This window comes from Streptomyces sp. MUM 2J (assembly GCF_022414535.1).
Lineage (GTDB): Bacteria > Actinomycetota > Actinomycetes > Streptomycetales > Streptomycetaceae > Streptomyces.
On the sequence record NZ_JADWYM010000041.1, the window covers coordinates 1 to 19,295 of the forward strand.

Annotated in this window: 18 protein-coding genes and 1 pseudogene; 14 read left to right on the forward strand and 5 right to left on the reverse strand. The window is 73.1% G+C overall.

What is annotated here, in order from left to right; genetic code table 11:
- The 6 genes from I3F54_RS26010 to I3F54_RS26035 form a co-directional block, all read left to right on the forward strand.
- A partial coding sequence (locus I3F54_RS26010; protein ID WP_240121387.1) for an alpha-glucosidase C-terminal domain-containing protein occupies positions 1-170 on the forward strand: 170 nt, incomplete at its 5' end.
- A gap of 26 nt (positions 171-196) precedes the next feature.
- Positions 197-1,579 carry a maltokinase gene (locus tag I3F54_RS26015; protein WP_240121342.1) on the forward strand — a complete coding sequence of 461 codons (1,383 nt, stop codon included), beginning with the start codon at positions 197-199 and terminating at the stop codon, positions 1,577-1,579.
- 6 nt (positions 1,580-1,585) lie between these two features.
- Positions 1,586-3,781 carry a 1,4-alpha-glucan branching enzyme gene (gene glgB, locus I3F54_RS26020; RefSeq protein WP_240121343.1) on the forward strand — a complete coding sequence of 732 codons (2,196 nt, stop codon included), beginning with the start codon at positions 1,586-1,588 and terminating at the stop codon, positions 3,779-3,781.
- A 452-nt stretch (positions 3,782-4,233) separates the two neighbouring features.
- Positions 4,234-6,135: a long-chain fatty acid--CoA ligase gene (locus tag I3F54_RS26025; RefSeq protein ID WP_240121344.1), complete on the forward strand. Its 1,902-nt coding sequence runs from the start codon at positions 4,234-4,236 to the stop codon at positions 6,133-6,135.
- A gap of 190 nt (positions 6,136-6,325) precedes the next feature.
- Positions 6,326-6,760 (forward strand): ATP-binding protein, encoded by a 435-nt coding sequence (locus I3F54_RS26030; protein WP_240121345.1) that lies wholly within the window; start codon positions 6,326-6,328, stop codon positions 6,758-6,760.
- Positions 6,761-7,054: 294 nt separating this feature from the next.
- Positions 7,055-8,422, forward strand: a complete 1,368-nt coding sequence (locus tag I3F54_RS26035) for an NAD(P)/FAD-dependent oxidoreductase (protein WP_308373953.1) — start codon at positions 7,055-7,057, stop codon at positions 8,420-8,422.
- Positions 8,423-8,650: 228 nt separating this feature from the next.
- On the opposite strand, the gene I3F54_RS26040 is transcribed toward I3F54_RS26035, so the two are convergent.
- Positions 8,651-9,079, reverse strand: coding sequence for a hypothetical protein (locus I3F54_RS26040; RefSeq protein WP_240121389.1), 429 nt, complete (start codon positions 9,077-9,079; stop codon positions 8,651-8,653).
- Between the two features lie 90 nt (positions 9,080-9,169).
- Positions 9,170-9,295 (reverse strand): annotated as a pseudogene (locus I3F54_RS26045) (sigma factor-like helix-turn-helix DNA-binding protein); the annotation flags it as partial.
- Between the two features lie 255 nt (positions 9,296-9,550).
- Here I3F54_RS26045 and I3F54_RS26050 point away from each other — a divergent pair.
- Both I3F54_RS26050 and I3F54_RS26055 read left to right on the forward strand, forming a co-directional pair.
- On the forward strand, positions 9,551-9,757 hold the full coding sequence (locus I3F54_RS26050) for a hypothetical protein (protein WP_240121346.1): 207 nt from the start codon (positions 9,551-9,553) through the stop codon (positions 9,755-9,757).
- 300 nt (positions 9,758-10,057) lie between these two features.
- On the forward strand, positions 10,058-10,510 hold the full coding sequence (locus I3F54_RS26055; protein ID WP_240121347.1) for a cyclic nucleotide-binding domain-containing protein: 453 nt from the start codon (positions 10,058-10,060) through the stop codon (positions 10,508-10,510).
- A 43-nt stretch (positions 10,511-10,553) separates the two neighbouring features.
- On the opposite strand, the gene I3F54_RS26060 is transcribed toward I3F54_RS26055, so the two are convergent.
- Complete coding sequence (locus I3F54_RS26060) at positions 10,554-11,180, reverse strand: LysE/ArgO family amino acid transporter (RefSeq protein WP_240121348.1); 627 nt, start codon at positions 11,178-11,180, stop codon at positions 10,554-10,556.
- A gap of 77 nt (positions 11,181-11,257) precedes the next feature.
- Between I3F54_RS26060 and I3F54_RS26065 the strand changes: the two genes are divergently transcribed.
- Positions 11,258-12,157, forward strand: a complete 900-nt coding sequence (locus tag I3F54_RS26065) for a LysR family transcriptional regulator ArgP (protein ID WP_240121390.1) — start codon at positions 11,258-11,260, stop codon at positions 12,155-12,157.
- Positions 12,158-12,499: 342 nt separating this feature from the next.
- A complete protein-coding gene (locus I3F54_RS26070; protein ID WP_240121349.1) occupies positions 12,500-12,853 on the forward strand; it encodes a DUF488 domain-containing protein in 354 nt (117 codons plus the stop codon).
- 3 nt (positions 12,854-12,856) lie between these two features.
- On the opposite strand, the gene I3F54_RS26075 is transcribed toward I3F54_RS26070, so the two are convergent.
- Both I3F54_RS26075 and I3F54_RS26080 read right to left on the reverse strand, forming a co-directional pair.
- Positions 12,857-14,530: an FAD-binding dehydrogenase gene (locus I3F54_RS26075; RefSeq protein ID WP_240121350.1), complete on the reverse strand. Its 1,674-nt coding sequence runs from the start codon at positions 14,528-14,530 to the stop codon at positions 12,857-12,859.
- A 13-nt stretch (positions 14,531-14,543) separates the two neighbouring features.
- Positions 14,544-15,176 (reverse strand): TetR/AcrR family transcriptional regulator, encoded by a 633-nt coding sequence (locus I3F54_RS26080; RefSeq protein WP_240121351.1) that lies wholly within the window; start codon positions 15,174-15,176, stop codon positions 14,544-14,546.
- A gap of 116 nt (positions 15,177-15,292) precedes the next feature.
- Between I3F54_RS26080 and I3F54_RS26085 the strand changes: the two genes are divergently transcribed.
- From I3F54_RS26085 to I3F54_RS26100, 4 genes are all read left to right on the forward strand, one after another.
- A complete protein-coding gene (locus I3F54_RS26085; protein ID WP_240121352.1) occupies positions 15,293-15,919 on the forward strand; it encodes an alpha-ketoglutarate-dependent dioxygenase AlkB in 627 nt (208 codons plus the stop codon).
- Positions 15,920-16,096: 177 nt separating this feature from the next.
- Positions 16,097-16,849 carry an MBL fold metallo-hydrolase gene (locus tag I3F54_RS26090; protein WP_240121353.1) on the forward strand — a complete coding sequence of 251 codons (753 nt, stop codon included), beginning with the start codon at positions 16,097-16,099 and terminating at the stop codon, positions 16,847-16,849.
- 154 nt (positions 16,850-17,003) lie between these two features.
- Positions 17,004-17,774: an aminoglycoside adenylyltransferase family protein gene (locus I3F54_RS26095; protein WP_240121354.1), complete on the forward strand. Its 771-nt coding sequence runs from the start codon at positions 17,004-17,006 to the stop codon at positions 17,772-17,774.
- A gap of 605 nt (positions 17,775-18,379) precedes the next feature.
- A complete protein-coding gene (locus I3F54_RS26100) occupies positions 18,380-19,093 on the forward strand; it encodes a cupredoxin domain-containing protein (protein WP_240121355.1) in 714 nt (237 codons plus the stop codon).
- The last annotated feature ends 202 nt before the right edge of the window (positions 19,094-19,295 follow it).

Genomic DNA, 19,295 nt, shown 5'->3' on the forward strand with positions numbered 1-19,295 from the left:
CCACCGAACTCGACCTGCGCACCTTCAACAGCCGCCACCCGGTCGAACTCTTCGGCGGAGTGCGCTTCCCGGCCATCGGCGACCTGCCCTACCTGCTCACCCTCGCAGGCCACGGCTTCTACTGGTTCCGGCTCGCCCGAGTCGCATCCCGCATCGGCCGCCGCCCCTAAGCGCGCCGAGGAAAGGACGCGTCACCATGCCGAAGACCGCCCCCCTCCAGCCGAGCAGCACCGGCGACTCCCTGCACCTGGACTCGCTCGCGGGTCTGCTGCGCGAGTGGCTGCCCCGGCAGCGCTGGTTCGCCGGAAAGGACCGGCCGGTCACGGACCTGCGTCTGCTGTCGATGACCGAGCTGTTCCCGGGCTGTCTGCACCTGCTCGTGCATGCCGCGCACGCCGGTCACCCGCCGCACGCGGGCGTGCCCGCGCCCGGTGGGACTCCCCCGGCCGGCGGCGACTGCTACCAGCTGCTGCTCGGCTTCCAGGAGCATCTCTCCCCCCGCCTCGGGCGGGCGCTGATCGGACGTGCGGAGACCGGTCCGATGGCCGGTCTCACGGTCTACGACGCGCTCCAGGACCCCCGCTCGGCGCACCTGCTGCTGGAACGGATGCGGCACTCCGGCACGCTCGGCCCGCTGCTGTTCGACTCCGACCCGTCGGTGCGGATCCCGTCCGGGCTCGCACCCCGGCTGCTGGACGCGGAGCAGTCCAACACCTCGCTGGTGTACGGCGACGCGTTCATCCTGAAGGTGTTCCGGCGCGTCCAGCCGGGGATCAACCCCGATCTGGAGGTGCCGGTGGCACTGGCGCAGCAGGGGTGCGGCCGGGTGCCGGCCCCGGCGGCGTGGTTCCGCACGATGCGCCCGCAGGAAGCCACGCTCGGAGTCCTCCAGCCCTTCCTGCCCGACGCGTCGGACGGCTGGACGCTGGCGCTCCAGGCACTGGCCCGCGGCGAGGACTTCACCGCCGAGGCCCATGCGCTGGGCCAGGCCACGGCCGATGTGCATCTGGCGCTCGCCGCGGCCTTCCCGTCCACCGGGCACGCGGACAACGCGCGGATGGCGGCGGCCATGACCGAACGGCTGGACGCCGCCGCGCACCAGGTGACGGCGCTGGGGCCGCACGTACCGGGGCTGCGGGCGGCGTTCGGCGCGCTCGTCGGCTGCGACCCCGGGCCACCGGCCCAGCGCATCCACGGCGACCTGCACCTGGGACAGGTGCTGCGGGCGGGCCGGGAGTGGTTCGTCATCGACTTCGAGGGTGAACCGTCCCGGCCGCTGGCCGAGCGCCGCAGTACCCACTCGCCGGTGCGGGACATCGCCGGGATGCTGCGCTCCTTCGACTACGCCGCCCGGCAACGCCGCCCGTGGCGCCCGCAGTGGGCCCGCCGCTGCCGCGAGGCCTACTGCGCCGGCTACGCCGGCCGCGCGGGCTGGGACCCGCGCAAGAAACACGCCCTGCTGCGCGCCTACGAGACCGACAGGGCGGTCTACGAAGTGCTCTACGAGGCCCGGCACCGCCCGGCCTGGCTTCCCGTACCGATGGCGGCGATCGAGCGTCTCGCCGTGAGAGGAGAATGAGACTCCGTGGCCCTGCGAGACCCGAAGCTGCCCGAGTCGTCCAGTCCGTCCACCGGGTCGGCCACTGCGGTGGATCCGTCCGACCGGGGGCGCCTGCTGGCGGGTTCCCACCACGATCCGCACGCCCTGCTGGGTGCCCACCCGGTGCCGGGCGGGATCCTGTTCCGCGCGCTCAGGCCGTTCGCGCGCTCGGTGGGCGTCGTCATCGGCGGCAAGCCCGTGGCGCTGGCCTCCGAGGGCGGCGGCCTCTTCAGCGCCGTGCTGCCCCTGAAGGCGGTCCCGGCGTACACCTTGAAGGTGGCGTACGAGGACGCCGAGTACGAGGTCGAGGACCCCTACCGGTTCCTGCCCGCGCTGGGTGAGTTCGATCTGCACCTGATCCGCGAGGGACGGCACGAGCAACTGTGGAAGGCGCTCGGTGCCGAGCCGATGACGCACCAGGGTGTGGCCGGTACCCGGTTCACGGTGTGGGCGCCGAACGCCCAGGGGGTGCGCGTCGCCGGGGACTTCACCTACTGGGACGGCACCCAGTACCCGATGCGCTCGCTCGGTTCCTCCGGTGTGTGGGAACTGTTCCTGCCCGGCATCGGCGAGGGCGCCCGGTACAAGTTCGAGATCACCTCCCGGTACGGCCACCGCTTCCTCAAGTCCGACCCGATGGCGCGCCGCGCCGAGGTCCCGCCGGACACGGCGTCGATCGTCACGGCCTCGCACTACACGTGGGGCGACGACGCGTGGATGGCGCACCGCGGCGACGTGCCGGTGCACGAGGCGCCGTTCTCCGTGTACGAGGTGCATCTGCCGTCCTGGCGCCCGGGACTGACCTACCGTGAACTCGCCGACGAGCTGCCGGCGTACGTCAAGGACCTGGGCTTCACCCACGTCGAGCTGATGCCGGTCGCCCAGCACCCCTTCAGCGGCTCCTGGGGCTACCAGGTCACCGGCTTCTACGCACCGGCGGCGCGGCTGGGCTCCCCGGACGACTTCCGGTACTTCGTCGACGCCTGCCACCGGGCGGGCATCGGTGTGATCATGGACTGGGTGCCGGCGCACTTCCCGAAGGACGACTGGGCGCTGGCCCGGTTCGACGGGGACCCGCTGTACGAACCCGGGAACGCACAGCGGGCCGAGCATCCGGACTGGGGCACCTACGAGTTCGACTACGGCCGCACCGAGGTGCGCAACTTCCTGGTCGCCAACGCGGTGTACTGGTGCGAGGAGTTCCACATCGACGGGCTGCGCGTGGACGCGGTGGCCTCCATGCTCTACCTCGACTACTCGCGCGACTCCGGCCAGTGGACGCCGAACGTCTTCGGCGGCAACGAGGACCTCGACGCGAAGGCGTTCCTGCAGGAGATGAACGCCACCGTCTACCGCCGGGTGCCGGGCGTGGTGACCATCGCCGAGGAGTCCACGGCCTGGGACGGGGTGACGCGGCCCACGGACGGCGGCGGGCTCGGGTTCGGGCTGAAGTGGAACATGGGCTGGATGCACGACTCCCTGCAGTACATCTCCAAGGAACCGGTGCACCGCAAGTACCACCACAACGAGATGACGTTCTCGATGGTGTACGCCTACAGCGAGAACTACGTCCTGCCGATCTCCCACGACGAGGTCGTCCACGGCAAGCAGGCGCTGGTGTCGAAGATGCCCGGCGACTGGTGGCAGCGGCGTGCCGACCACCGCGCCTACCTCGGCTTCATGTGGGCCCACCCCGGCAAGCAGCTGCTGTTCATGGGGCAGGAGATCGCGCAGGGCGCCGAGTGGTCGGAGGCGCACGGGCCGGAGTGGTGGCTGCTGGATCCCGGGTACTGTGCGCGGGGCGACCACCAGGGCGTGCAGGACCTGGTGCGGGATCTCAACACGGTGTACGGCCGGACGCCGGCGCTGTGGCAGCGGGACACCACACCCGACGGTTTCCGCTGGGTGATCGGGGACGCCGCCGACGACAACGTCTTCGCCTTCCTGAGGTTCGACGCCGAGGGCGCCCCGTTGCTCGCGGTGTCGAACTTCTCCCCCGTGGTCCGGCACGACTACCGGCTCGCCGTCCCGGACGACGTGCCCGCCTGGTTCGAGGTGCTCAACACCGACGCCGCGCGCTACGGAGGCGGCGGCATCGTCCACGCCGACCCCGTCAAGCCGGAGGACGGAGCGATCCGGCTCACCCTGCCGCCGCTCGCGACCGTCTGGCTGACGCCGTAGCCGAGGCGCCGGGCATCCGGCCCGTACGGACGGCGGCGCCCACCGGGGGTATCCCCGGTGGGCGCCGCCTTGTCCGCCGAGGGGTGCCCCGGGCGCGCCGTCGGAGGGGAGGAGGGACGACCCCTCCGGGTCCGCCCGGACACGGGCGACGCGCGCCGCGCGCAGGCGTGGGGGAGCCGCTCCGTGCAGTCGGCGCCGCCCTGCCGGCAGGAGCCGGGCGGGGCGCAGCCCGCCCGGGGACCGGTTGAGCGAGCTGCCGAACGCGCAGATCACGGGTCGGATCCGCGCCCGGGGTGCCCGCCGGAACACCACGGAAGGGGCGGACTCGATCAACGGGCGATACCAGTTCTCCTCAACCTGATACCGATCGGCTGTTCCTGGGCTACATTCGACAGCCGTCGACAACGGAACTCAACGGCGGCGTCACACCCCGTACACACCAGGAGCAGCGCATGCGCGACTTCGCCCTCGCTCCCCCGGCCGCCTCCCCCCTGACCGGCGGGCTCGCCGACAGCGTCTTCGAGGCGGCGGACAGCCATCCCACACGGCCCATGCTCGCCCGCCGCGCCCCGGTCGGCGGCGGCTGGGACGAGGTGACCGCGGGAGAGGTCCGCGATCAGGTGGCCGACCTGGCCAAGGGCCTGGTCGCGGCGGGCATCTCGCCCGGCCACCGCGTGGCGATCATGGCAGGCACCCGGTACGAGTGGACGCTGCTGTGCCACGCGCTGTGGACGGTGGGCGCGGAGGTGGTGCCCATCCACCCGACGTCCTCGCGCGATCAGGTGCAGTTCATCCTGCACGACTCCGCGTGCGTCGCCGTGGCCGTCGAGGACGAGCAGAGCGTGATGACGGTCGGCTCCGTGTGCGCGTCACTGCCGAACCTGCGGCACGTGTGGCAGCTGGACACCGGTGCCCTGGAGGAACTGGTGGAGCGGGGGAAGGTCATCCCGCTGACGACGGTGGAGTCGCTGCGCCGCATCGTGCTACCGGACTCCACCGCGGTCGTCGCCTACACCTCCGGCACCACCGGCCACCCCCTGGGGTGCGCGCTGAGCCACCGCGGGCTGGCCCATCCCTGCGACACGCTGCTGGCGGGCTGGCGGCACACGGTGGTGCCGTCCGACGGGCAGGGGTCCGTCCTCGCCTTCCTTCCCCTGTCCCACGTGTACGGCCTGCTGGTGCAGACCCTGTGCATCCGCGGCGGTCTGCTGATGGGGCACGAGCCCGAGCTGAGCCAGACGGCGCTGTCGTCCGCGCTGCAGAGCTTCCGGCCGACGTACCTGTGCACCGTGCCCTCGTTCATGGAGAAGCTGTACAAGAGGTTCCTGCGCACGGCCCAGGAGACCGGGCGCAGCGCGCTGTTCGAGCGAGCGGCGCAGACGGCGCGGGACTTCGCGGAGGCCGTGGAGCGGCATCGGACGGGCCGCGGGTCGGGGCCGGGCCTGGATCTGCGGCTGCAGCACGCCCTCTACGAACGCACGGTGTACCGCAGACTCCGGGCGTCGCTGGGCGGCCGGGTGCTCCGCGCGACCTCGGGCGGCTCACCACTGGGCCGCGACCTCGCCCTGTTCTTCGAGGGCATCGGCATCTACGTCAACGACGGGTACGGGCTGACGGAGACCGGCGGCGGCATCACCGCGCAGCCGCTGGGCCGGGAGAAGTCCGGAACGGTCGGTCAGCCGCTGCCGGGCACCGAGGTCCGGGTGGCCGAGGACGGCGAGATCTGGGTGAGCGGGCCGTCGGTGTTCCAGGGGTACATCGGCGACGAGGCCGCGACACGGGCCGCGCTGCGCGGCGGCTGGCTGGCCACCGGTGACCTGGGACACCTCGATGAGGAGGGGTATCTGACGATCACCGGCCGCAAGAAGGACGTCGTCATCACCAGCGGTGGCAAGAGCGTGGCCCCGGCGGCGCTGGAGCAGCGGCTGCGCATGCATCCGCTCATCCACGAGGCGGTCCTGGTCGGCGACAACCGGCCGTGCGTGGGGGCGTTGATCACGCTGGATCCGGAGTTCCTCGCGTACTGGCGCGGCGGGCTCGCCCTGCACGGCGACGCGCCGACCCGGCAGGCCCGCGAGGAGAACGCGCTGCGCGACGAGATCGGCCGAGCCGTCGCCGCCGCCAACAGCGCGGTGTCCCGCGCGGAGTCCATCCGCGTCTTCCGGGTGCTCCCGGAGCCCTTCGACCACGTGGGGGAACTGCTCACGCCGTCGATGAAGGTGCGCCGCGACGCGGTCGTGCGGCACTACGCCGCCGAGATCGAGGCGATGTACGCCGCCCGCGGACGGCCTTCGCCGCCCGTCCCGCAGGAGGAGGTCCTCTCCTGGGACGACGGGGACGATGTGTTCCGCTGACGGGGCGGCGCGTCGGGGGCTGCGCGAGAAATCGCCCACGGGTGGCGGCCGACGGGCCCCGGTCCGTCGGCCGGGCTCCGCGGCCCGTGCGCCGGGGGCCCACGGAGAGGACCGGGCGTAGGTTCCCCCCGCCGGGGAACTCTGGCACCGGGAGGACGACCCCTGCTCCCGCCCGAGCCGGAAAGACACCATGGCAGACGAGCCGCGTGGGGACGAGCCGCTGGCGTTCCAGGAGATCCCGAGCCGCCACACCTGCTTCTCGGGCGAGCCGCACGATGTGACGGGGGCTCGGCGCGCCGCGGAGGAGTTCCTCAGTGACCTGGCACGTGTGTCCCCGCCGCGGGCCTCCGAGTGCTACCACGACGTCCTGCTGATCGTCGGTGAGCTCGCCGCGAACGCCGTCCGGTACGCGCCGGGACCCTTCGAGCTGCGGATGCGGCGGACGTTCGACGGCGTCCACGTCACGGTCCACGACAGCAGCCGCGAGCGTCCGGCTCCGCGCCCCTTCCGGCCGAGCCAGAGCCACGGGGGCATAGGCTGGTACCTGATAGAGACGCTGTGCACGCAGGTCAGCGTGGTGCCGGCCGGGAACGGCAAGGACGTCCACGCCTTCCTGCCCTGGTGAGGCATCCCGGCGGCGGCACAGGTCCTCCCCGTCCACGCTCGTGGCCACGCCGCCCGTCCGGCGCGTCATGGACCTGACCGGTGTCGGCGGGACGGTGCCCGCGACGCCCGGCGTCGACGACGCCCCCACGCCGGTCGCCCGGGGGTACGAAGAGCCCTGGGTGACGGCTCACCCCCCTCGGCCCTGCCGGAGCAGTGCGCAGGACGAGCGGCTGCCCAGGGGGCAGACTGGGGCTGCGTACCCGCGTGCGCCCGGACGCGAACCGGAACGCCTGGAGCCGCAGAAGGGAAGATCATCGTGACACGACCCAGGATCCTGGTGGTGGGCGCGGGCTTCGCCGGAGTGGAATGCGTGCGGCGCCTGGAGCGCAGACTCGCCCCCGGCGAAGCCGACCTCACCCTGGTGACCCCGTTCTCCTACCAGCTCTACCTGCCCCTGCTGCCCCAGGTCGCCTCCGGCGTGCTGACACCCCAGTCGATCGCCCTGTCGCTGCGCCGCAGCAGGAAGTACCGCACCCGGATCATCCCGGGCGGCGCGATCGGCGTGGACCTCGCCTCGAAGGTGTGCGTGGTCCGCACGATCACGGAGGAGGCCGTCAACGAGCGGTACGACTACCTGGTCCTGGCACCGGGCAGCGTGACCCGCACCTTCGACATCCCCGGTCTCACGGACAACGCGTTCGGTATGAAGACGCTCGCCGAAGCGGCCTACATCCGCGACCACGTCATCTCCCAACTGGACCTCGCCGACGCCAGCCAGGATCCTGCCGAGCGGGCCGCACGGCTGCAGTTCGTGGTGGTCGGCGGCGGCTACGCGGGCACCGAGACGGCCGCCTGCCTGCAGCGTCTGACCCATGCCGCGGTCAGGCGGTACCCGCGGCTCGACCCGTCCCTGATCAAGTGGCATCTGATCGACATCGCGCCGAAGCTGATGCCCGAACTCGGTGACAAGCTGGGCCGCAGCGCGCAGCAGATCCTGCGCCGGCGCGGCATCGACATCTCCCTCGGCGTGTCCGTCGCGAAGGCCGGCCCGACCGAGGTCACCTTCACCGACGGCCGGGTGGTGCCCACGCGCACCCTGATCTGGACCGCGGGCGTGGTCGCGAGTCCGCTGATCGCCACACTCGGCGCGGAGACCGTCCGCGGACGCCTCGCGGTCACGTCCGAGATGAGTGTGCCCGGTCACGACGGGGTGTTCGCCCTCGGTGACGCCGCGGCCGTGCCCGACCTGGCCGAGAGCGGGGACGCGGTCTGCCCGCCGACCGCCCAGCACGCGATGCGCCAGGGCAAGATCGTCGCCGAGAACGTCATCGCCACGCTCCGCGGCCAGGCACTGCGGCCCTACGAGCACCGGGACCTCGGTCTCGTCGTCGACCTGGGCGGCAAGGACGCCGTGTCCCGGCCGCTGGGCCTGGAACTGCACGGCCTGCCGGCACAGGTCGTGGCACGCGGCTACCACTGGTCGGCACTGCGCACGGGAGTGGCCAAGACGCGCGTGATGACCAACTGGACGCTGAACGCGGTCGCGGGCGACGACTTCGTCCGGACCGGGTTCCAGGCGCGCAGGCCCGCCAAGCTCAAGGACTTCGAGTACACCGACGCCTACCTGACACCCGAACAGGTGCGGGCCCGGGTGGAGGGCACCGGGCCGGTCGCGTCGTGAGGCGCCGCGGCGGGCGCGGCCGGCTCCGTGCACCGCGGTCCGCCGGGCGGCCCGCGCCGGCTGACGTGAACGGGAGAGCCACGGCGGCGTGAGGGCAGCTCAGCGACGGCGCCGGGCGCGCCTGCGTGATCGACTCGCGGCATCGGACCCGGGGGTGCTGTGGGTCTGGCCGGCCCCGGGTGTCGTGCGCCGGGGGTCCCGGGGGGTGACCGCGCCCCCCGGCCGCGATCAGAAGTCGGTGGGCAGTCCGCTGGCCTCGGCGATGCCCCGCAGTTGCTCGGTGTCGTGCTGACGCCTGCGCAGATGCTCGGCGATCCGGTCCAGGCTCACCGGGTCCGAGGCGGTCACGGCATCGGTGACCACGCGGACGTCGGCGCCGTCGACCTCGATCTCGATCACCTGGTTGTCGAGGCGGCCGGTCACCGCGGTGGCGATGACCAGGGCGGCCTCGTCGCGGATCTCCTGGGGCAGGCCCTCGGGTGCCCCGCTCTCCAGCACCAGGTCCGCATCGGCCGGGCGGTGCTCGTCGAGCGCCCGCAGCACGGGCTCCACCACATCGAGCAGCAACCGGAAGTCGCCGCTGTCCATGCGCAGACGCAGCAGGTCGAGGTAGACGTCGACGGGACGTTCCTCCGGCGGAAGCTCTGATTCGTCCATGTTCCCCGTGTTCCCCGGTGCCGGACGCTCAGACCGGGCGGGAGGGAGGAGCACCACGCCGGGCGGCGGCCGATCAGGCGGTCGGGAACTCCCCCGCCGTGCGCTGTGCGGCGGGGGGCGCGGCAGGGCCTCGTCGCGGACGCGGGCACAGCTGCGGCTGATGAGGCGGGAGACGTGCATCCGGGAGATGCCGAGGCGGTCGGCTGTCCGGCTCTGGGCTCCCTGGCCGGTTGCGTGGGTCTCGTCTCGTGGGTGTCCGTCGCGGGGCCGGACCCGTCTGCCGGGCGCGTGATCGCCGCGTACCGCGTCCGCCCATGCCGGTTCGGACCCGGCCCCGGCTCCGGCCGGTCTCCCGCAACGGGTGCTTGGGAGCGGGTCCTGTGGTTCGGCTGGCCCCTCGAAACCGCGGCAGACCTCTGCGCGTTGCGCAGTGCGGGTCATCGACGGGCACGTGGCGGGTAGTCGGGAGGGATGACCGATGTCGTGGACGCAGACGAGCTGATGCGCCGGATGCAGCGGGCCCGGGCCTGTGCCGCGGAGGAGGCGCGGGCGTGGGGCGGGCGGCGCTCCGGCGGCCTCGGGGCGGAGGAGGCGGCGGTGCGGACCGTGGCCTACGAGGTGGTGGTGCGGGTGCTGGACGAGATCCTCACCCCTGGGGCACGGAAGGGGCGGGTCTGAGGGGCCCGTAGCGGCGGCCGAAGTGAAACGGGTCACGCGGCCCGCTTTCGATGTCACGCCGGCGCCCTGGATGGTTTACCGTTCACACATACGTGGTGACGGGGTCGACCGGAACCGTCCTCCGTGACCACCGCGTACGGCCCTGGCTGGTTTCCCCCGTCCAGCCAGGGCTTTCTCATGCCCCGGCGGCGACGGGCGGACAGGTTCCCCGCTCCGCCGAGGTGCCCTCCGGGCGCCCAGCGGCTGAAATGGGCGTAGGGATAGCACCGGAACCGATCGCCCGGCGAGGAGCCCCGCGCCATGACCAAAGCGACGAAACTGCTCACCGCTCTTCCCCCACCCCAGCGCCGGCGCCTGATGGAGCTCGCGCGGGAGGTGTCCTTCCCGGAGGACGCCCGTATCTTCGAGGCGGGCGGCACGGCCGACCGCTTCTGGGTGATCCGCTCCGGGGCCGTGTCCCTGACCCAGCAGGTGACGTCGATCCAGCGGGTCACCGTCGCCAGCCTCGGCGCGGGCGACCTGCTCGGCTGGTCATGGCTGTTCCCGCCGTACCAGTGGGACTTCGGCGCGGAGGCCTTCAGCCCCGTGCGCACCTACGAGTTCCAGGCCCAGCCGGTGCTCCGGCTGTGCGAGGAGGATCCGGCGCTCGGGCTGACACTGCTGCGGGTCGTCTCCGAGATCCTGGCCTACCGGCTGGAGACGACCCGCAACAAGCTCATGGAGCAGTACGCGATCCACCGCCGGACTCGGTGAGGACCACCGCGCCCAGGCTCCTCGACGCCGCCGCACCCGCTGCTCAGGCGGTGCCCGCGCCTCCCGCGATCAGCGCGAGACCCAGGCCGACCATCGTCGTGGCCACCAGGCCGTCCAGTACCCGCCAGGCCGCGGGCCGGGCGAGGAACCGCCCGAGCAGCCGGGCGCCGAAGCCGAGCGCCGCGAACCAGCACAGGCTGGCGAGCACGGCACCGATGCCGAAGGTCCAGCGCAATGCGCCGTGCCCGGCGGCGACGGAGCCGAGCAGGAAGACGGTGTCAAGGTAGACGTGCGGGTTGAGCCAGGTCATCGCCAGGCAGGCCAGGACGGCGCGGCGGCGCGAGCCGGTCGCCTCCCTCTCGGCCCGCAGTGCCCCGGCGGGCCGGAGGACCCGGCGCGCGGCGAGGACGCCGTAGCAGATCAGGAAGGCGCCACCGATCCAGCCGACCGCTGTCAGTACGCCCGGCCATGCCACGACCACGGCGCCGACCCCGCCCACGCCGAGGGTGATGAGGACCGCGTCGGACAGGGCGCAGATGCCGACGACGGCGAGGACCGCGTGCCGGCGGATCCCCTGGCGCAGGACGAAGGCGTTCTGGGCGCCGATGGCGACGATGAGCGACAGGCCGGTGCCGAATCCTGCGGCTGCGGCGACGAGAGTGCTGGGCATGACCGTGACGCTAGGGAATCGATCACTGCGGGTACAGCTAAAGATTCTTACGTAACATGAGCAATCGTGATGAGATCATGACGGCGGAGCTTCCTCTGGACCAGGTGCGGACGCTGCTCGCGGTGGTGGACGAGGGCACCTTCGACGCGGCGGCGGCCGTGCTGCACGTGACGCCGTCGGCGGTGAGCCAGCGGGTGAAGGCGCTGGAGCAGCGGACCGGGCGGGTGCTGCTGCTGCGCACCAAACCGGTGCAGCCGACCGAGTCGGGCCGCGTGCTGGTGCGGCTCGCCCGCCAGCTGACCAGGCTGGAGCGGGACGCCCGCACCGAGCTGGGGCTCAGCGGCGACGGCCGGTCGACGCGGGTCTCCGTCGCGGTGAACGCGGACTCACTGGCGACCTGGTTCCTGAACGCCCTCACCCGGGTCGCGGACGAGCTGCAGCTCTGCTTCGAGCTGCACCGCGAGGACGAGGACCACACGGCGGCGCTGCTGCGGGAGGGCCGGGTGATGGCCGCGGTGACCTCGTCGGCGGTGCCCGTGCCGGGGTGTTCGGTACGGGTGCTGGGCCGGATGCGCTACCTGCCGGTGGCGACCCCGGCCTTCGCCGAGCGGCATCTGGGCGGTGAGCTGCGCGATGCGCTGACCGTGGCCCCGGTCGTGGTCTTCGACCGGCGCGACGACTTCCAGGACGGATTCGTCCGCTCCCTGCGGCAGGGCCGCGGCAGCGCGAGCACGCGGCGGCACTACGTGCCGACGTCGGAGGGCTTCGCCGAAGCCGTGGCGGCCGGCCTGGGCTGGGGCCTGGTGCCCGAGGCCCAGGCGGCGGCCCTGCTGCGCACGGGCCGGCTGGTGGAGCTGGCGCCCGGGATGCCGGTGGACGTCCCCCTGCACTGGCAGCAGTGGAAGCTGGACTCTCCGGCACTGGCGGCGCTGGCCGAGGCGGTGGCGGACACGGCCGCACAGGCCCTGCGCCGCTGAGACGGCCCGGCCGGACCGGCACTCCCCGCTCCAGGCGCCTCTTCCCGCCGGGTCACCGTCCACGCCCGCCGCGGCCCGCGCGGCACCGGCGGCCGCCGGTCGCCGTCGCGGCGGGGGCCCCGGCGCGGACCGCGCCGATCAGCGCCCGGGGGCCGCGGGCGCCTCGGCCGGACCGGCCGCTGTGCCGGCTCCCCCGGGCGCGTCGCGGGGGCTCCCGGGACGCCGGTGGCGCCCGGGGAGTGCGCCGTGGCGGCGGTGTCGGAGACGTCGCCCGGCAGGCGGGACCTCCGCGGCGGACCCTAGGCTCGGCCACGTCCCGCACGCCGTGGAAGGGCCCGTGCCATGAATGTCCGTGTACGACGCGTCTACGATCCCGCCGAACCGGACGACGGAACGCGCGTCCTCGTCGACCGACTGTGGCCGCGCGGGCTGTCCAAGGACGCGGCCCGTGTCGACGCATGGCCGAAGGCGCTCACCCCGTCGACCGAGCTGCGACGCTGGTTCCACGCGGGTGAGGGGTCCTTCGGGGAGTTCCGGGACCGGTACGAGGCGGAGCTGGCCACCGAGGAGGCGGCCGGGCTCCTCGACCGCCTGCGGGCATCGGTCCGCTCGGGGCCGGTCACCCTGCTGACCGCCGCCAAGGAGCCGGAGCGAAGCCATGCGGCGGTGCTGGCCGGCCTGCTGCGGGACGGGTAGGGATCAGGCGGTCTGTGCCGCCGCGGCCCGGCCCGCCGCGCGGCCCGAGAACAGGCAGCCACCGAGGAAGGTGCCCTCCAGGGCGTTGTACCCGTGCACCCCGCCACCGCCGAACCCGGCGACCTCCCCCGCCGCGTACAGCCCGTCGACGGGGCTGCCGTCCGGGCCGAGGGCGCGCGAGTCCAGGTCGGTCTGGATGCCGCCGAGGGTCTTGCGCGTGAGGACGTGCATCCGGACGCCGATGAGCGGGCCGGCGTCGGGGTCGAGGATGCGGTGCGGGCCGGCGACCCGGCCGAGACGGTCGCCGAGGTAGCGGCGGGCGTTGCGGATGCCCTGGACCTGGGCGTCCTTGCTGTAGGGGTTCGCCATCTGCAGGTCGCGTGCCTCGATCTGGCGGCGCACCTCGGCCGCGTCCAGGAGCGGTTTGTCCGTCAGCCCGTTCATCTTCTCCACCAGCCGCTCCAGCGTGTCGGCGACGACGAAGTCGGCGCCGTGCCGCAGGAAATCGGCGACGGGCCGGGGCGCGCCCTTGCCCAGGAGCCGGTCGCGCAGGACGGCCCTGCGGTCCCCGGCGGTGATGTCGGGGTTCTGTTCGGACCCGGAGAGGGCGAACTCCTTCTCGACGATCCTCCGGGTGAGGATGAACCAGGAGTGGTCGTATCCGGCGATGTCCTCGGTGGTGCGCAGGTGCCTGAGCGTGCTCAGCGTGTCGTAGCCGGGCAGGCAGGGGTCCGGCAGGCGACGGCCGAGCGCGTCGAACCACAGCGAGGACGGGCCGGGCAGGATGCGAATGCCGTGGCCGGGCCAGATGGGGTTCCAGTTCTGCAGGCCCTCGGTGTAGTGCCACATCCGGTCGCGGTTGACCAGCCGGGCGCCCGCCTCCTCGCTGATGTCGAGCATGCGGCCGTCGACGTAGGCGGGCACGCCGGTGACCATCCGGGCGGGCGGGGTGCCCAGCCGCTCGGGCCAGTACCGGCGGACGACGTCGTGGTCGGCGCCGATGCCGCCGGAGGTGACGATCACGGCCTGGGCGGTGAGCTCGAACTCGCCGACTGCCTCGCGGTTGGAGGCGACTCCGCGCGGTGCCTCGTCGGCGGCGAGCACGGTGCCACGGACGCCGCGGGCGGTACCGCCCTCGACGACGAGTTCGTCGACGCGGTGGCGGTGATGGAAGGTCAGCAGCCCGTCGCGCGCGACCTGGAGGGCCCGCTCGGCGAACGGTTCGACAACGCCGGTGCCGGTTCCCCAGGCGATATGGAAGCGGGGCACGGAGTTGCCGTGGCCGTCCGCGCGCAGGTCGCCGCGCTCGGCCCAGCCGACCGTGGGCAGCAACCGGATGCCGTGCCCGTCCAGCCAGGACCGCTTCTCGCCGGCCGCCCACTCCACATAGGCGCGGGCCCAGCGCACCGCCCACGAGTCCTCGTCGTCGAGTCGGTCGAACCGCGCGCTGCCCTGCCAGTCGTTCCAGGCCAGGTCGAAGGAGTCCTTGATGCCCAGGCGCCGCTGCTCGGGGGAGTCGACGAGGAAGAGCCCGCCGAAGGACCAGAAGGCCTGGCCGCCGAGGTTGGCGGCGTTCTCCTGGTCGACGACGGCGACCCGGCGGCCCCTGCTGGTCAGTTCGTGTGCGGCGACCAGGCCGGCGAGGCCCGCTCCGACGACGATGACGTCCGCGTCCATGCGTCCGCTCCCTTCACTGTTCTGCGGTGCCGCTGCCGTCCGTCAGCAGGGCGGTGAGCAGCTGCTTGAGCCAGGCACGCGCGCGGTCGACGTCCTTGTCCAGCAGCAGTTGGGCGGTGACCCCGTCGTAGGCGGCCACGACGGCATGGGCGGAGCCGTCGGCGCCGCCGAGCACGGCGGGCAGCTCGGTGTGTCCGGCGAGGCGGGCCAGCCGGTCGGCGATCGCCCGCCGCAGCCGGTCGCGGTGCTCCAGCAGGGTCCGGGCGACCTCGGGGGCCCGGGCGGCGTGGACCAGGAAGTCGGTCTTGACCAGCAGCCAGTCCACGTCCAGCAGGAGCACCTCGGTGACCCGGTCCACGGACGCGGTCACGTCGAGGTCGGGGCCGTCCACCGCGAGCGCGCCCGCGACCTGCTCGGCGATCAGGTCGGCGCGCTGCCGGTAGAGCGCGAAGAAGAGCTCGTCGAGGCTGGCGAAGTTGGAGTAGAAGGCACCCCTGCTGTAGCCGGCGGCCTCGCAGACCTCCTCGATGGAGACGCGGCCGAAACCCCGGGTGGCGAAGACGGTGAACGCGGCGTCGAGCAGGTTGGCCCGTGTCCGCAGCCGCCGCCGGGTGACCCGCGGGGCCGCCGTTCGCTCCGTCGCCATGGCGCCCTGACCTCCGTTCGATACGTGAATGTATCCGATACATCGATGTATCGAAAGAGCGGACGCCGATCCGCACCGAATGGAACATGTTTTCGATTCAGGAGTACGCTGACGCCATGCGCACGCACCTCCAGGCCTCTCTGTTCGACCAGACCGACCGGCTGCGGCTCGGTTCCCTGGACGGCACGGAACGGACGGCCCTGGGCTCGGGCGCCTGGATCGACCTGCTGCCCGGCTGGCTGACGGGGGCCGACGCACTGTTCGAGCAGCTGGCGGCCGAGGTCCCGTGGCGGGCGGAACGGCGGACGATGTACGACCAGGTGGTGGACGTCCCGCGGCTGCTGGCGCACTACGCCGCCGGCGCCCCCCTGCCCCACCCGGTGCTGGCGGAGGCGCGGGACGCACTGTCCGCGCGCTACGCCGGCGAGCTGGGAGAGCCGTTCACCACGGCCGGGCTGTGCTACTACCGCGACGGCCGGGACAGCGTGGCCTGGCACGGCGACCGGATCGGACGGGGTGCCCGCGAGGACACCATGGTCGCCATCCTCTCGGTGGGCACGCCGCGCGACCTGCTGCTGCGCCCGGCGGGCGGCGGCAGCACCGTGCGCCACCCGCTGGGCCACGGGGACCTCGCCGTGATGGGGGGCTCCTGCCAGCGGGCCTTCGAGCACTGCGTACCGAAGACCGCGCGGGCCGCGGGACCGCGCATCAGCGTGCAGTTCCGCCCGCACGGCGTGCGCTGAGGCGGCGCGGCGTACACCGGGACGGCGCGGAGGGGCAGCGGGACGGCGTGCGCAACGCCGCGGCAGGCCTGACGCGGCAACGAGACGGCACGAGCCGGGCCGAGGCCCGGCGGCGTGCGCCCCGATCTGCTTTCCTTGGTCCGTCGGGCTCGGACCACCTCACCTCTCGGGACGATCATGCGGGCAGCAGTGCAGCAAGTCGACGACGGCACCTACCTGGTACACGGCAGCAACACCAACTGGGTGATCCTCACCGAGGGGGACGCCGCCACCCTCGTCGACACCGGGTACCCCGGGGACCGGCAGTTGGTCCTGGACTCGCTGACGCAGGTGGGCAGTTCCCCGGAGGCGGTCACGGCCGTGCTCATCACCCACGCCCACAACGACCACCTGGGCTCGGCGGAACACCTGCGCAGCGTGTACGGCACGCCGGTCCGTCTGCACGAGGCCGAAGTGCCGCACGCACGCCGGGAGTTCCTGCACCAGGTGTCCGTGGGGACCGTCCTGGCCAACTCCTGGCGCCCGGGCGTCCTGCCCTGGGCCGTGCACGCGATCCGGTCCGGCGGCACGACCCATGTCCCGGTCACCTCGCCCGAGGCGTTCGAACCGTCGGTCCCCCTGGACCTGCCCGGCCGCCCGGTGCCCGTCCACACCCCCGGCCACACCCTGGGCCACTGCGTGTTCCACCTCCCCCAGTCCGGGGTGCTGATCTCCGGCGACGCCCTGGCCAGCGGCCACCCCACCGCGCGGGGCGCGGGGCCGCAGCTGCTGCCGGACATGTTCCACCACGAGCGGGAGCGCGCGCTGGCCTCGCTGGACGTCATCGAGTCCCTGGAGGCCGACGTGATGCTGCCCGGCCACGGGGCCGTGCACCGGGGCCCGGTACGGGCGGCGGCGCAGCGCGCGCGGGAGCGGGCCGCCTCCTCCTGACTCCCGCCACCGGCTCGAACGTCCCCTCCGGCCACGGCCGGACACCCTCGGCGGCTTCACCCGCGGGACCGGCCCGACCCTGCCCGCATCATCCCGGCCGGCCGAAGCCGGACCATGCCGTGCGGTCCCCCGGACAACACGAGAGGCTGAGGCGATGCACCAGGTTCAGGAGATCGTGGGGCTGGTCGGCGGCGTACTGAGGCAGGACGCCCTCGGCATCTACCTCCACGGCTCCGCCGTGCTCGGTGGACTCCGGCCGGCCAGCGACGTGGACGTACTGGTCGTCTCGCGGCGGCGCATGGACGAGCGGGACCGACGGGCACTCCTCGATGGACTCCTCCAGATCTCCGGCTCCCGGAACAGGGCCCGCCCGGTCGAGCTCACCGTGGCCGTCCAGTCCGAGGTACGGCCGTGGCGGTACCCGCCGACCTGCGACTTCCTCTACGGCGAGTGGCTGCGCGCCGAGTACGAGGCCGGGGAAGTCCCCCAGCCGGAGCCGATGCCCGATCTGGCCCTGCTGATCACCATGGCGCTGACCGGCGACCGCCCCCTCACCGGTCCGCCCCCGGCGCAGGTCCTCGACCCCGTCCCGCACACCGACCTGGTCCGGGCGTGCGTGACGGGTATCCCCGGACTGCTCGACGGCCTGGACGGCGACACCCGCAACGTCCTGCTGACCTTCGCCCGCGTCTGGACCACCCTCGCCACCGGCCGGATCATGTCGAAGGACGCCGCCGCCGACTGGGTCCTCGCCCAGCTCCCTCCCGAGCACCGTCCCGCCCTTGAGCACGCCAGACACCTCTACCTCCACTGTCCCTACTCCGAGGAGAACTGGAGTGCCGCGGTACGGGCGCAGGTACGGGCGCATGTGGACCGCGTACTCGCCGAGATCGACCGGCTGCGCGCCCGAACCCCGCGGGGGTGAGGGCCCCCTCCCCACGACGCGGGTGTCAGACCTGACGATGTTCCCCCCGCGGCACGCCAAGCTCCCGATGCGATCGAGCAGCCCGGCGGCAACGGCGCAAGCGAGCCGCCAGGCTGGGCCCGGCGCCCACCCCGAGGCGCCCTCGGTCAGGTCGTGGCGGAGTGCACGCCCCACCGCGGCGTAGCGGTGGCCGACGCCCGCGAGGGCACGGCGGAGGCGGTCTCTCCGGGACACGTCACGCCGTGAATCAGGTAAGGCCTACCTTTTTCACTGTCGCGGATCAAGACGCCGGGGGTTCGATCGCCCCGGCCGGGAACTCAAACGAGACCGCTCCGACACCCGGCCGAGATCTGACGCACAAGAACTTGATAGGCAAGGCTTACCTCATCTACCGTCCGCCGTGTTCGCCAACTACCGGCCCCCACCTGGTACGAGGCGACTCCGTCCGATTGGCCCGCTTCCTGCCGGTGATGACCCTGTCCCTCCCTCACGTTCCTCCCTGCCCGCCGGGCCGGGAGCCCGGCCCCGCCCCCGCACCGGCCGACAGCTGACTCCCCTCGCGTCAGCACCCCCGTTCACCGTCCCACCGCTCCCGGAGTTCACCCATGCGCACGTCCCGCACGCTGCCCGCCCTCGGCGCCGCCCTGCTCGCCCTTCCCCTCCTGGCCGCCTGCGGCAGCAAGGACTCCACCGGCTCCGGCAGCGACAAGGTCGCCATCACCGCCACCGACACCGCCTGCGAGGTCGCCAAGACCGAGCTGAAGGCCGGCGAGACCTCCTTCACCATCACCAACAAGGGCGACAGGGCCACCGAGGTCTACGTCTACGGCGAGCACGACGGCGCCTACACCCGCATCGTGACCGAGGTCGAGAACATCGGTCCCGGAACCACCCGCCGTATGGAGGCGAAGCTGGGCGGCGGCACGTACGAGATCGCCTGCAAGCCCGGCCAGGCCGGCGACGGCATCCGGCAGAGGATCACCGTCGAGGGCGCCGAAGCGGGTGAGGACGCGGCCCAGGAGTCCTACGACCGTGAGGTCGAGGTCAAGGCCGGTGAGTACGCGCTCGAAGGTCTCGGCGACTTCACCGCCAAGGCCGGCGAGAAGGTCGAGTTCAAGCTGGAGAACGGGGGCACGACCGAGCACGAGCTGGAGATCTTCGGCCCCGACGGCAAGGAGGTCGGCGAGGTCGGCCCGGTCGAACCCGGTGCGACCGGCGAGGCCGTCATCACCCTGGCCGAGCCCGGCACCTACACCTACGAGTGCGGCATCGGCACCCACGCCGACAAGGGCATGAAGGGCAGCTTCACCGTGGGCTGACGCGTCCCGCAGGACGAGCGCGGGGCCTCCCTCCGCGCGGGTCCGGGTCCGGGGCCGGTCGGGAGCCGGGCGCCGGGCGGGCTCCCGGCCCCACTCGCGCGTGCGGGACGGGTCACCGGGGATCCCGGGCCGTGCGGTCCGGCCGGTCCGGAGCTGCTGCCGGGAGGGTGAGCCGGTGAACCTTTCCGGCCACCCCACTAGG

Coding starts and splice junctions, on each gene's coding strand:
- I3F54_RS26095 (WP_240121354.1), top strand. CDS start 17,004: ATGCACCAGGTTCAGGAGATCGTGGGGCTGGTCGGCGGCGTACTGAGG.
- I3F54_RS26100 (WP_240121355.1), top strand. CDS start 18,380: ATGCGCACGTCCCGCACGCTGCCCGCCCTCGGCGCCGCCCTGCTCGCC.
- I3F54_RS26060 (WP_240121348.1), bottom strand. CDS start 11,180: ATGCCCAGCACTCTCGTCGCCGCAGCCGCAGGATTCGGCACCGGCCTG.
- I3F54_RS26070 (WP_240121349.1), top strand. CDS start 12,500: ATGAATGTCCGTGTACGACGCGTCTACGATCCCGCCGAACCGGACGAC.
- I3F54_RS26065 (WP_240121390.1), top strand. CDS start 11,258: ATGACGGCGGAGCTTCCTCTGGACCAGGTGCGGACGCTGCTCGCGGTG.
- I3F54_RS26080 (WP_240121351.1), bottom strand. CDS start 15,176: ATGGCGACGGAGCGAACGGCGGCCCCGCGGGTCACCCGGCGGCGGCTG.
- I3F54_RS26075 (WP_240121350.1), bottom strand. CDS start 14,530: ATGGACGCGGACGTCATCGTCGTCGGAGCGGGCCTCGCCGGCCTGGTC.
- I3F54_RS26030 (WP_240121345.1), top strand. CDS start 6,326: ATGGCAGACGAGCCGCGTGGGGACGAGCCGCTGGCGTTCCAGGAGATC.
- I3F54_RS26025 (WP_240121344.1), top strand. CDS start 4,234: ATGCGCGACTTCGCCCTCGCTCCCCCGGCCGCCTCCCCCCTGACCGGC.
- I3F54_RS26015 (WP_240121342.1), top strand. CDS start 197: ATGCCGAAGACCGCCCCCCTCCAGCCGAGCAGCACCGGCGACTCCCTG.
- I3F54_RS26055 (WP_240121347.1), top strand. CDS start 10,058: ATGACCAAAGCGACGAAACTGCTCACCGCTCTTCCCCCACCCCAGCGC.
- I3F54_RS26090 (WP_240121353.1), top strand. CDS start 16,097: ATGCGGGCAGCAGTGCAGCAAGTCGACGACGGCACCTACCTGGTACAC.
- I3F54_RS26085 (WP_240121352.1), top strand. CDS start 15,293: ATGCGCACGCACCTCCAGGCCTCTCTGTTCGACCAGACCGACCGGCTG.
- I3F54_RS26040 (WP_240121389.1), bottom strand. CDS start 9,079: ATGGACGAATCAGAGCTTCCGCCGGAGGAACGTCCCGTCGACGTCTAC.
- I3F54_RS26050 (WP_240121346.1), top strand. CDS start 9,551: ATGACCGATGTCGTGGACGCAGACGAGCTGATGCGCCGGATGCAGCGG.